The 12,317-nt window shown below is 70.4% G+C and carries 10 protein-coding genes; 3 read left to right on the forward strand and 7 right to left on the reverse strand.

The window, feature by feature from the left end:
* Nucleotides 1–33: 33 nt before the first annotated feature.
* Nucleotides 34–1,101, reverse strand: coding sequence for a polysaccharide deacetylase family protein (locus IT371_10655; GenBank protein ID MCC6748110.1), 1,068 nt, complete (start codon nucleotides 1,099–1,101; stop codon nucleotides 34–36).
* 211 nt (nucleotides 1,102–1,312) lie between these two features.
* On the opposite strand from IT371_10655, the gene IT371_10660 reads away from it, so the two are divergent.
* From IT371_10660 to IT371_10670, 3 genes are all read left to right on the forward strand, one after another.
* A complete protein-coding gene (locus IT371_10660) occupies nucleotides 1,313–1,987 on the forward strand; it encodes an acyltransferase (protein ID MCC6748111.1) in 675 nt (224 codons plus the stop codon).
* Nucleotides 1,988–2,041: 54 nt separating this feature from the next.
* Nucleotides 2,042–3,328 carry a hypothetical protein gene (locus tag IT371_10665; GenBank protein MCC6748112.1) on the forward strand — a complete coding sequence of 429 codons (1,287 nt, stop codon included), beginning with the start codon at nucleotides 2,042–2,044 and terminating at the stop codon, nucleotides 3,326–3,328.
* Nucleotides 3,329–3,411: 83 nt separating this feature from the next.
* Nucleotides 3,412–5,778 (forward strand): hypothetical protein, encoded by a 2,367-nt coding sequence (locus IT371_10670; protein ID MCC6748113.1) that lies wholly within the window; start codon nucleotides 3,412–3,414, stop codon nucleotides 5,776–5,778.
* A gap of 7 nt (nucleotides 5,779–5,785) precedes the next feature.
* On the opposite strand, the gene IT371_10675 is transcribed toward IT371_10670, so the two are convergent.
* From IT371_10675 to IT371_10700, 6 genes are all read right to left on the reverse strand, one after another.
* Nucleotides 5,786–7,042, reverse strand: coding sequence for a sigma 54-interacting transcriptional regulator (locus tag IT371_10675; GenBank protein MCC6748114.1), 1,257 nt, complete (start codon nucleotides 7,040–7,042; stop codon nucleotides 5,786–5,788).
* Nucleotides 7,043–7,161: 119 nt separating this feature from the next.
* Entirely contained in the window at nucleotides 7,162–8,190 is a 1,029-nt protein-coding gene (locus IT371_10680; protein MCC6748115.1) for a formylglycine-generating enzyme family protein, read from the reverse strand.
* A gap of 57 nt (nucleotides 8,191–8,247) precedes the next feature.
* Nucleotides 8,248–9,174 (reverse strand): glycosyltransferase, encoded by a 927-nt coding sequence (locus IT371_10685; protein MCC6748116.1) that lies wholly within the window; start codon nucleotides 9,172–9,174, stop codon nucleotides 8,248–8,250.
* A gap of 19 nt (nucleotides 9,175–9,193) precedes the next feature.
* Nucleotides 9,194–10,288 carry a hypothetical protein gene (locus IT371_10690; GenBank protein MCC6748117.1) on the reverse strand — a complete coding sequence of 365 codons (1,095 nt, stop codon included), beginning with the start codon at nucleotides 10,286–10,288 and terminating at the stop codon, nucleotides 9,194–9,196.
* Nucleotides 10,285–11,430 (reverse strand): UDP-N-acetylglucosamine 2-epimerase (non-hydrolyzing), encoded by a 1,146-nt coding sequence (gene wecB, locus IT371_10695; GenBank protein ID MCC6748118.1) that lies wholly within the window; start codon nucleotides 11,428–11,430, stop codon nucleotides 10,285–10,287. The genes IT371_10690 and wecB overlap by 4 nt, the downstream gene beginning before the upstream one ends.
* A 33-nt stretch (nucleotides 11,431–11,463) precedes the next feature.
* Complete coding sequence (locus IT371_10700; protein MCC6748119.1) at nucleotides 11,464–12,261, reverse strand: WecB/TagA/CpsF family glycosyltransferase; 798 nt, start codon at nucleotides 12,259–12,261, stop codon at nucleotides 11,464–11,466.
* Nucleotides 12,262–12,317: the final 56 nt, after the last annotated feature.

Here is a 12,317-nt window from a genome sequence, read left to right on the forward strand (position 1 = left end):
GCCGGGTCGTCTCCCGTGTCCCCGCCGTCTCGCCTACAGTCCGGGCCAGAGGCGGCCGAGTCCGCGACGCGCCCTCCCGGTCCAGTCGGGCACGAAGAGCTGGGGCCAGGTCAGCTTGGCCGCCAGCCCCGGCACGTCGAGGCGCGGATCGAGCGTGACACGGTCCACGAGCAGAGCGCCGTTGAAGGGCTTGGGAGGGCGAAGCGAATCGTGCATCGAGAACACGAGCTCGAACCCCACTTCGCCGGCCACGCGCACCGCCTCGTCGGTGTAGTCGCTCTCGCCCCCGTAGGGGATCGCGATGGAGCGACAGGGCTCGCCGAGCTCTCGCTCGACGATCTGCTTGCACCGGCCGAGCTCGTCGCGCAGCTCGTCCGCGGCGAGCGTGGAGAGCCGGGCGTGGGTGTGCGTGTGCGCGCCGTAGTCGAACACCCGCCGCAGCTCGCGCACCTCGTCCCAGTCCAGCACCCGTCGGCGGTCGAGGGTCGCGGTGGACGGGAGCTCGAGGCTCGTCTCGAGGGCCACGAGCATCTCCTCCCGCCCGTCGCGCGAGAGCGTCTTCGCCAGCTCGATCAGGCGTCGCATCGCGACGTCTCGCTCCGCCGGGGTCTGAAGCGGCAGATCGACGCGCTCGGGGTAGGCGAGCCGCAGACGGGGAAGCACCGCCGTCTGCACACAGGTCCCGATCCGATCCCACCAGAAGCGGACGTCCGTGCCCACGAACGCCGTGGGGAGAAAGACCGTCGGTCGAATGCCGGTCCGCTCGAGCACCGGAACCGTTCGCAGGAGGTCCTCGCGGTACCCGTCGTCGAAGGTGACGAGCACCGCGCGGCTCGGAGAAGGGCGCGTCCCCGAGACGATCTCACGGTACTCGGCCATCGAGACGGGCTCGGTGTAGCGGACCAGCCACTCCATCTGGCGCTCGAATTGGTCGAGATTCGCCTCGGCGATCTCGATCAGGTCGGGCCAGAGCTGCTCGCGCCGGCCGATGCGATGGTAGGTGATCACCAGCGGGTAGCGCCGCTGCTCGAAGACCTTCGCAGCGAGACAGTTCAGTCGGTAGCTCGCGCGACCGATCCACGGCTTCAGACCCAGTCCCATGGCGGCAGAATACTCGACCGAGGCCCGAGCGAAAAGCGGCATGACGGGAGGTCGGCGCGGACGTCGGGGCCCGGCGCGCGTGTGACCGCCGCACGCGTGTCCGGCGCGCGCGCGTCCGGCACACGCATCCGGCGCGCGAGTTGACGCGCCGTTTTCCCGCCGGCTACGCTATCTTGACGGGCGCTGGCGACTCGAGAAAGGAAGGGGAGGGATGAATCCGGAGCTTCTGTCATTGAAAGAGGTCCTGAAGCTCGGCGCGTACTGGGCGGGGAGCGCGGCCGTTTCGCCACTCGTGGCCGCCGTGAAGGTGCGACAGCGCCTGACGCCCAAGTTCGACTTCTACCTCTACTCCACCGCGCTCTCCATGATCCCGGGGACACTCGGCCGGCAGCTCCGCGGCGCGTTCTACTCGCACACCCTGCGCCGCTGCGGGCGAAACCTCAAGGTCGAGTACGGCTCGTACTTCGTGAGCCCCGACACCTCCGTCGGCGACTACGTGACGATCGGTGCCTACTGCGTCGTCGGCCCCTGCACGATGGGGAACAACGTGATGCTGGCCAGCTTCGTCAGTATCCTGGACGGGCTGCACCAGCACGGGACCGCCGATCCCACCACCCCGATGATGGATCAGGCCGGAGCTCCCGAGCCGGTTCACATCGGCAGCAACACGTGGATCGGCGAGAAGGCGCTCGTGGCAGCCAGCATCGGCGACAACACCATCGTGGGGGTCGGATCGGTGGTGACTCGCCCCGTGAAAGAGAGCGTCCTCGTGATGGGCAACCCCGCGCGCGTCATCGGGCACAGGTACAAGCCGCTCGTGACCCCCACCAAGAAGCCCACCGGGGAGCTCGCGGTCGACGGCCGCCCCGAAAAGCCCGCGGCGTAGCCCGGCGGGGTGACGTTGCACCGTCGACGCCCGTTCGTGCTACAAGGGTCGGCCATGCTGCGCGTGGTCCTCGTCGTCGCCGGCCTCGCCGGCCTGCTGCTTCCGACTCGCGCCGGTGCGCGCAACACCGTCGTCGGCGGAGGCCGCGCCTCGGTGGCCTACGTCTACTCGGGGAAGCAGGGCTCGAACATCTGGGCCGAGCCGAGCGCCCACGACGCCCGCTTCGAGGTGGCCGGGCTCTTCGGCCACCAGTACGCGCGCCCGAGCTTCGAATCGGCGAACGCCGTCTTCGCGGGAGCCATCCTCGCCGCGAACAACGCGGACTTCCGCGCCCCGGTAGCGCGCGTCCACAGCGCGCAGACCTGGCGCGTCCTCCGACGGCTGCAGCTCGCCGGGACCCTCTTCGCCGAGCTCGAGCCGCTCTCCATCGGGGAGGCGGGGGTGGCCATTCCGGGGAGCTTGACCACCAACCTCTCGCTGGTCCTGGACCCGACCGTCGAGGCGCTAGCCCGTCTGGCAGAGCACGACGCGCTGCTCCTCCGCCTCGGCACCCACCTCTTCGCGTGGTTTCGCGATCGCGCCACGATCACCGACAACGACGTGTGGGTCAGCGCGGGGACGCACCTCACCGCGGAGTGGGAGCATTCCTTCAACGAGGCGCACGAGGGCTCGGTGCGCGCGCTCGCCCGCGTGATGGACGTCGGCGTGGGCTACCGGCCGGCGACGCCGAACCGCAAGGCCTCCGTCCCGCCCACCTCGGTCCTCGTGGGGGCGATGGCGGGCTACCGTTACTCCCGGCGGGAGCGCTTCTCTCTCGCCGCACGCGCTGGCGTGGGGCGCGTGCTGAACCAGCCCGATGGCCCGCTCTGGCCGGTCGAGCCCCTCGTCGAGCTCGAGGCGAGCTGGGCCAACCGGCTCGACGCGCTCCACCTCATGGCGAGCTCGACGATCCAGGAGAACAACTACGTCGGGGGATTTCCGGAGCGCATCGTGCAGCTCCGGGGGCGCTGGGTCCGGCAGGCGGGGAACAGCCCCTGGCGAGGGTTCGCGGAGGCGGCCTACGAGCTGTCGCGCTTCGGCACGCACTACTTCGCCGCCGGCGAGGCGAACACGCTCCATGCCCTGCGACTCCGAGGCCAGCTGATCTACGCCGTGAGCCGTGGATGGCGGGTCTTCGGCGGGCTGGCCGCGAGCGTCGGCGTGCAGAACCTGTCGCGACCCGACATCTGCGGCACGCCGGAGTGCCCCAGGAACGGCGTCTGGTTGAGCGGCCTGGCGGGTGCGGCGTACATCTTCACGCCGCGGCCCACGGACGAGCGGCTGATCGCCGAAGTATGGTAGCCTCGCGCGTACTATGTAGTTGCCGCGTACTACGCAGATAGACGGCCGCCTGGTCGAGCCGCGTCGCCCGGAAACGAAACGTCATGGCCGCTTCCGCCGCTAGAGTCGCCACGAGTCGCCCCTTCACCTTGAACGAGGCGATCCGGCACTTCGCGCGCCGCTGGTACCTCGTGCTGGTCGTGCTCGGCCTCGGCACGGCCGGCGCCGTCGCCGTGAAACACCGTTTCCGGCCCGAATATCACTCCGAGTCCACCTTCCGCCTCACCTTGAAGGTGCAAGCCCCGCAGCTCGACGCCTCGGTCACCATTCCGCAGGAGGAGCCCCCCGAGCCGTCGCCCCTGGCGCAGGTGCTCCTCGAGCAGGTGACGAGCGACGCATCGTTGCAGCAGCTCGTGCGCGCGCGGCCGGACGCCTTCGGCAACCCGAGCGAGACGAACCAGCTCGAGCTCATCAAGTACCTGCGCAAGTACGCCAACATCGTGCCGCAGACCGACACCATGTATCGCGCGACCGGACGCGCCCACTCCCCCGAGCAGGCGCAGGCGTTCGTGGCCTGGATGACCGATTCGGCGATCCGGCAGCACACGGCCATGATGCGCGAGCGCGCCGAGACGCTGTCGAAGTTCACCCGCGGGCAGGCGCAGAAGGCGTCGAAGGACCTCGAACGCATCGAAGACAAGATGCTCGGCTTCCTCCGCGCGAACCCCGACCTGCTCGTGCGCACTCTCGACAGCGACCGCCGGCTCGCCACGACCGGCCCCGACCGCATGCGGGTCCAGGCGAACCGCCGGCTGCTCGACCGCGCGGGGATGGTGCTCGGGAACAAGGACCCGGCGCTCAAGAGCCTGCTCGACGAGCGCACCCGCCTGCAGGCCGAGCTGCGAAATCTGTCGCACGACGACAACGCCCCCACCTCCGTCGCGGGTTCGGCCATGCGGGAGCTCCAGCGCGCGCGCGTGCAGCTCAGCGGCTTCAAGGCCGAAGGGCTCGGCGACGACCACCCCTCCGTGAAGCAGGTGCAGCGGCGCATCAAGGAGCTCGAGGATCAGGTGGCCCAGGCCAAGCCAGGCCAGGTCACCGGAGCGTCGGCCTACGCGCTGCGCGTGCAGGCCCGCCTGCGCGAGCTCGACAAGCGGCTGAAGTCCCGCGTGGGGAGCAAGCAGGCCTCGCAGAAGAAGCTCCCGCGCCTCGAGGCGCAGTGGGGCGAGATGTCGCGCGAGCAGCGCCTGCAGCTCCAGCGCTTCGAAGGTCTCGATCGCCTCGCCGCGGCTGCCGCGTTCGCCCTCGGCGCCTACAAGACCGAGAAGCTGGCCGCTGTCGTCGAGCAGGCCGACGTGCCGACCTCCCCCAAAGGAGTGAAGGGCTGGATGGTGCTCGCCGCGGGCGTCCTTACCTCGCTGCTGCTCGGCATCGGGCTCGCGCTCGCGCTCGGCAGCCTGGACAAGCGCCTCTTCGCCGTCGACGACGTACCTTCCCTCTTGCACCTCCAGCTCCTGGCCCGGCTCCCCGCGCAGGGGAAGGCCGAGGTGGCCGCCGCGGTGCGCGACAGCCCGTCGGGAAACGCGGAGCTCCTCGGATGGTCGAGGGAAGAGAAGGAGCTCGAACTCGGGGTGCGGCCGCGCTCTTCGGGGCTGACGGGCATGCACACGGCCCAGGAGAGCATGATCGGCGACGGCGGGCTCCTGGCGCTCCCCGGCGGACCCGCGCCAACGGCCATCGTCCAGTCCTCCGTGCAGTCGATGGTGCTGCACAACCTCCTCGACGAGGACGAGTCGATCCCGCTGCGCGTGCGCAGCGTGGTGGCCACCCCCCCGACCGCGGCCGGGCTCTTCCTGGCCACCGCCCCACGCTCGGACGGCGCGGACCAGATGCGCCTCCTCGCCAGCCGGCTTCAGGAGGTGCGAGACCCTCCGTGTCGCGTGGTCGTCGTCTGCAGCTGGGAGCCGCGAGTGGGCCGAACCATCGTGGCGGCCAATCTCGCCCTGGCGCTCGCCGAATCGCGCCGTCGCACGCTGCTCATCGACACCTGCGGCGGAGACGCCACGCTCACGCGGATGCTCGGGTTCCGTACCGACGACGGAGTGGGCCTCTACGAGCAACTCGAGGGGCGCATGGCCGGGACCACGGAGTTCTGGACGATCTACAAGCTGGCGGAGACGCTCAGCGTGATCCCCGCGAGCTCGGTCCGCAAGCCCATGCTCCCGATGCTCACCTCCCCGGCCTTCGGCGAGATGGTCAAGGGGCTGAAGGAGATCTTCGACGTGATCGTGCTCGACTCGCGACCGATGGCCGAGGCCTCGGACGCGGTAGCGCTGCAGCAGCTGGCCGAGGGGACCGTGCTCGTCGCGGGGCGCAAGCGTTCCACCCTGACGGGGGTCGCCAGCGCGCTGCGCCAGCTCGAGGGTCACCGGGTGGCGGGCGTGGTCTTCAATCAAAAGAAGGTGGTGTGAGCCCCGCTCAGTCGGAATCGGACTCGTCGTGATCCGCGATGATGGGCAGGCGCATGGTGGGGGCGGGCTCGTCCGAATGGTCGACGCGCTTCACCACCGGGAGCAGCGGCTCGAGCTCCTGCAGCGTCACCGGCTGCGGGCGCAAGCGACCCACGGCCAGACGGTGGACGACCCGGTCCAGCCCACGCAGGTTGTCCGGCCAGGCGGCGAGCAGCAAGGCCTCGGCCGCGGCGGTCTCGAGCTCGGGCACCGGCTGGCTCTCCGCTAGCCGGCGCTTGGCGGCCCATCGGCGGTAGAGACGCGCGTACCAGTCCAGGAGGTCGGCGCGCCGGTCGACGAGGGAGGGCACGCGAAGCTCCCAGAGCGAGAGCAGCGCGTGGAGCTCCCGATTGAAGGTCTGGCGATCCACCTCGCGCCCCAGGTCGCGCTGCGTGGTCGTCACGAGGTGCAGGTCCGGCTGCGGCTCCGATCCTCCCGCCTCGCCGCCCTCGCGCTCCTGCAGCAGGTGCAGGAGCCTCTCCTGGAGCGCGAGGGAAAGGGCGCCCACCTCGTCGAGGAAGAGCGTCCCGCCCGTCGCCGCACGCACGAACCCCTGCGGGGCCGGCTCCGTCCCCTCCGCCCCCGCAGCGTCGGTGCCGAAGAGCTGATGCTCGGCGGGCCCCCCCTCTAGCTCGGTGCAGCTCACGGCTACGAGCGGCCCCGCTCGGCCGGTCATTCGGTGCAGCTCGCGGGCGATCGTCTCCTTGCCCACGCCCGCCTCTCCTACGAGCAGGACCGGCGCCGGCTGCGACGCTAGCCGCGCGACCGCCGCCCGCAGGGAGCGTGCCGCGCGGGAGAGCCCCGGCACGGCCTCGCGACCGACCCCATCGGGCTCGGGGGGCAGCGCCAGCCCCTGCTCGTAGACCAGGATCACATCCCCGAGCCGCAGGACGGATCCGTTCACGAGCGGCCGCGGGCTCCCCTGGAGGCGACGGCCGTCGACCCAGCTCCCGTTGCTGCTGCCCAGATCTTCGGCCGTATGCTCGCCGCGCCCCGCCACCCATTCCACGGCGAGGTGCCGCCTCGAGACGGTTCGGTGGCCGAGGCGCGGGTGCGCTTCTCCGTCGACGATCCGCCCGAGGACGGTCCGCGGCTCCTCGAGAGGAATCGGGCCCGCGACCTCGGGCGGATGCACGACCCAGAGCACCGCCTCGACTCCGGCGCGCGCGGCGCTCTGCTCTCCCGGTCGATAGGTGCGCTGACCGGTCTCGGAGGACTCGCCCATCGGGCCTAGTGTACCTCGACCTCGTGCCCGTGGCGCACGAACTGCGACGGGGCGGTGGGGAAAGCGGGCCCCTACGAAGCGGGGCCCCTACGAAGCGGGGCCTCTATCCGAGGTCGGGGTCACGGGGTCGTGCGCACGCAGCGCACGCCGAGGGAGGTCCCGGCGTTGGCGAAGGTCTGCCCCACGCGGAACGCGCAGCGCAGACGCTCGGGGTCGTGGTAGGCACTGCCCCCGCGGATCACCCCCTGGGTCTTGCCCGCCGTCGCGATCACCGGGTCCGTCGCCGCGCCCGCGCCCAGGTCCTGCTGATACACGTCGTGCACCCACTCCTGGATATTGCCCGACATGTCGAAGAGGCCGAGCGCGTTCGGCTGCTTCTTCCCGACCGGCTGAGTCTTGCCCTGCGCCGTCACGTCGTACCAGGCGATCGCCGACGCGTTCGCGTCGTCACCCTTGCACTTCGCCCCGTCGAGCGCGCCGTTGTAGAGCGCCGTGGTCGCTCCCGCCCGACAGGCGTACTCCCACTCGGCCTCCGTCGGGAGCCGGTACCCCGGGCAGTCGTAGATCGTCTTTCCACTCGCGGCGTAGGCCGCGTCGACCTGGCACTTGGCCGCGCTCTGCGTCCCGGTGCAGGTGTAGCAGGCGCCCAGGCTCTTCTTCGCCGACAGCGCGTTGCAGTAGGCCGCCGCCTGGTGCCAGTTCAGATTCTCGACGGGGCAGTTCGCGCCGCAGGCCGCGTTGTTCGACGGGTTGTAGCCCATCGCGGCCTGAAACTCACCCTGCGTCGTCTCCGTCGCGCCGATCTCGAAGCCGCGGGTCAGCGTCACGCCGTGCTCGGTCTCTCCCGTGCTGCGACAGGGCTCGGCCGCCGGGGACCCCATGTTGAAGGTGCCGGCCTTGACCGGGACCCAGGTGCCCGGAGGCGGGGTCTTGAAGTCCCCCACCGCGCCGCCGTCGGCGCGCTGCGAGCCGTCCCCCGTCGGTGGGCGGCCATCCTCCAGGCCGTAGTCGGGCCAGGCGGGTCCGTCTCCGCGGCCGTCCCGACGCACGCCCCCGCCGTCAGCGGTGCTCGCCTTGCCCCCGCAGCCCGCGGCGACCAGCGCCAGCAGCGTCAAACCGAACCATCCGTGCCCTCGTAGACTCGACATGCTCTCTCCTCGTGCTTCGCCTGCGTCGGCTCTCGCGTCCGTTCGCGCGCGCTGCGGTCAGCGCCAGCGCTTGTGCTTGTTCCTGCTGTACCCCATCACGGCCGCCGTCAGCCCCGCCCCGTAGCCCGCATACATCGCCACGAGCTGCGGAAACCACTCCGGCGTGCGGTTCTTCGTCGCCGTCACCGCCGCGCGGGTCAGGACGAGGCCGGCGGCGGGCAGCGGCCCCGGCAAGAGCGCGCCGGTGAACATCAGCCCCCACCAGTACATCCACGAGCGCCAGGCCGTCTTGTCGCCGCTCCTGAGCCGCTTGAACCAGAAGGTGTAGTCGGCGTTCCAGGCCGTCTTGCGGACGAAGTCCTTGAAGGACTTCGGCTCGCCGTGGTGGATGTAGTCCACCGTCGGATCCACGATCACCGGCACCCCGGCCTGCTCGGCGCCGTAGACGAAGGCCGTGTCCTCCTCGACGAGGAGGTCCTCGCGGAACCAGCCGACCAGGTCGTAGACGCGCCGCGTGGTGGTCATGCACATGCAGCTGATGGAGCTCGCGTCCGCCGTGCCTGGCCCCTCGCCGAGGACCGTCGCCGCACCGACCCAGCTCAGGGCGTAGGCCTTGGCCACCCACGAGGCGTCCGGGGGCAGGCGCTTGTTCCCGCCGAGCACGAGGTCCTTGCCCTCGCCGAAGTGCCGCTGCACCGCGTCCATGTACCCCTGGAAGACCTCCACGTCGGCGTCGATCTGGGCGATCACCTCGCCCGTCGCGGCGCGGGCCCCCACGTTGCGCTGGCGCGGTATGCCGGGTTCCGCGTGGACCACCTTCGCGCCGAGCTCCTCGGCGAGCTGCACCGTGCGGTCCTTCGACCCGCCGTCGCAGACGATGTGCTCGATCTCCCACCCCTTCGGATCGAGGCGGCGCACGGCCCCGAGGCAGCGCGGCAGGTTCTTCTCCTCATTGAGCGCCAAGGTCACGATGGAGAGCTTCATCTGCCGCTCCTTTCAGCGTTCAGGTGGAGACGGTGCGAAAGACCCGCAGGTCGAAATCCCCGAAGGTGCCGAAGCGCAGGCGCGGGCCCCGCTCGGCCACGTACTCGAGGAAGGGCTTCAGACTGCGCTCGTTGTGACGCGTGAAGGTCTTCGAGTGCCCGATCAACACGACGGGCAGCTCGTACGGAAGCCCGCCGTACTTCCGCTCCACGCGTTTCAGCCCGTCGACGAGCTGCCGGCCGGTGCACTGGTTGAAGTCCATCTTCCAGGCGTGCCGTCGCAGGAGCATCCCCGCCGCGCCGACGAGCTTACCCGGCAGCGCCGCGACGCCGCCCCCCCCGTCGTGGGCCGGCTCCTCGGCGTTCTCCGGCAGCGGATTCAGCCGCTGCTGCACCACGCGATAGACGCGGTTCGGCGTGAGGAAGGTCCAGATCGGCTTCTGCTCGCAGTAGATCGGGAACTCGAAGAGCTCTCCCGCCGGGTCGCGCCGGCAGACGTCGTGCGCCGCGACGGGCCACGGGACGAGGTCGCTGTGAGCGTCGGTGTAGTCGAACTTCACCAGCTCATCGTACTTGCCCCACTTGAAGACCGAGGTGTCGATGGTGATGCCGTTCTCTACCAGCGCGCGCACGATGTTCGTGGAGGGGTGCATCGACCAGTTTGCCGCGCGGAAGGCGAAGCAGCGGTACGAGGGCCGGACGGGCCGGAGCGCCTCCTCGAGAAACTCGCGCCCCAGCTTGATCAGCGCGGAGAGCCGCTCGTAGGGGAGGTTGGCCAGGTCGTACTCGTCGTAGCTCTGGCGCCAGTAGCCCTCGCCGTAGGTGGCCTTGAAGTACGACGAGTGCATGTGGAGCTGCACGTCGTGCCCCGTGGCGACGGCGCGGCGGAGCTGCCGCACGATGTCCTGATAGGCGAAGTCGTCGCGGCCGTAGCGCTCGGCGTACTCCTTGAACTTCAGGATCTCGGCCACGTCAGCCAGGATGGTGAGCTTCGCGCCGTACCGGTCGAACTGGTCGAGCATCCGATCGGTGGGCTCGACCATCAGCTCGCGGGCCGAGCCGCGCCCGCTGCCGTGGATCTCGTAGTCCGAGGTGAAGAGGACGCGGAAGCTCATCGTGCGCCCACGCCTCCGAAGCGGCGCGCCAGGTCGTCGGCGATGCGCTCCGAGGCCTTGCCGTCGCCGTAGGGGTTCTCCGCGCGGGCCATCCGCTCGTAGTCGGCGGGGTCGCGGACCAGCCGCTCGACGGCCTCGACGATCGGGCCGGGGGCCGTCCCGACCAGACGCACCGCCCCCGTGGCCACGGCCTCGCCGCGCTCGGTCTTGTTGCGCATCACGAGCACCGGCTTGTCGAGCGACGGCGCCTCCTCCTGGATCCCGCCCGAGTCAGTCAAGACGAGGTGCGCGCGGTCCATGAGCCAGACAAACGGGAGATACTCCACCGGCTCGATGAGGTGCACGCGCGGCTGGCCGGAGAGGATGCGCGTGGCCGGGCCGAGGACGTTCGGGTTCCGGTGGACCGGGTAGACCACGTTCACCTCGGGGAGCCGCTCCGCGATGGTCCTGAGCGCCCGGAAGATCCCCTCGATCTGCTCGCCGAAGGACTCGCGGCGGTGGCAGGTCACGAGGATGGTCTTCTTGCTCCAGTCCACCGCGTCGAGCCCGGCGATCTCGGGGCGCGCCGCGCGCACCTTGGGGACCACGCTCAGCAGCGCGTCGATCACGGTGTTTCCGGTGACGACGACGCCGCCCTCGGGGGTCCCCTCGGCGAGCAGCGCGCGCGCGTTGTCCGCGGTCGGCGCGTAGTGCACGTCGCAGACCGCGTCCGCGAGGCGCCGGTTGATCTCCTCGGGGAAGGGCTGCCGCTTGTCCTGGGTGCGAAGCCCCGCCTCGACGTGCCCGACGGGGACTCCGAGGTAGAAGCAGGCCAGCGACGCCGCGAAGGTGGTCGTCGTGTCCCCGTGCACGAGCGCGACGTGCGGCCGCACCTGCCGGAGCACGCCCTTCATCCCCTCGAGCACGCCGACGGTGGTGTCGAAGAGGTCCTGGTTCGGCTTCATCAGGTCCAGGTCGTGGTGGGGCTGGATCTCGAAGACCGACAGCACCTGCCGCAGCATCTCCCGGTGCTGGGTCGTCACGCACACGAGGCTCTCGAAGGCCTCGGGGCGCCGGTCGAGCGCCTTGACCACCGGGGCCATCTTGATCGCCTCGGGGCGGGTGCCGAAGATCGAGAGGACGCGAACACGCTCAGCGCTCATGTCGTTGACCTGGGTCGAACGAGACGCGCGGTCTCACTCGGGCTTGAGCAGGTCGGCAGCGAGCTCCCACGCCACCAACCCCACGAACAGCAGGTTGGAGATCCCCTCGCGTCGCCAGTTCCGCTTGGGCTCCTGAACGATGCGATAGGCCCATTCCATGCCGAGCTTCTGCCAGACCATGGGAGCGCGCTTGACCATCCCGGCGACCACGTCGAAGGAACCTCCGACGCCGTGGAGCACCGGCACGGCCATCAGGTCGGCCCAGCGAGCGAGGAAGTTCTCCTTCTTGGGCGTGGTGATGGCCACGAACAGGATGTCGGGCCTGGCGTCGCGGATCGCCTCGGCGATCCCGCGCTCCTCGGCCGCGGAGAAGTAGCCGTGCTGGTGCCCGACGAGCTTCGCGCCGGGGTACTTCGCGCCGAAGGCCTCGACCACCCGCTCGAGCACCTCCTGCTTGGCGCCGAAGAGGTAGACCCGGTAGCCGTGGCGGTCGGCGCGCTCCATCAAGCGATACATCAGGTCGATGCCCGCCACGCGCTCCGGAAGCGGACGCCCGAGGACGCGCGAGGCGAAGACGATCCCCGCCCCGTCGGCGAAGAAGACGTCGGCCCCCATCACCGACTCGCGGAGCTGCCCGTCGCGCTGCATGCGCACGACCATCGGCCCGCTGATCTGGCCGGTGATGAAGCGCACCCGCTCGCGGATGGCCCGTTCGGCCACGTCGGCCACCTGCTCCATGGTCACCGCGAGGATCGGAAAGCCGAAGAGGTTCCGCACCTCGAATCCGTCGGCCCCCAGGCGGCGCAAGGTCTCGGCTTGGTTCGCGCTCACCCAAGGGTGGTAGCGTGGCCGCCCCGAAGCTGTCAAGCGGGGCTCCGGCCGACGGC

It is taken from the genome of Deltaproteobacteria bacterium, assembly GCA_020848905.1.
Classification (GTDB): Bacteria; Myxococcota_A; Polyangia.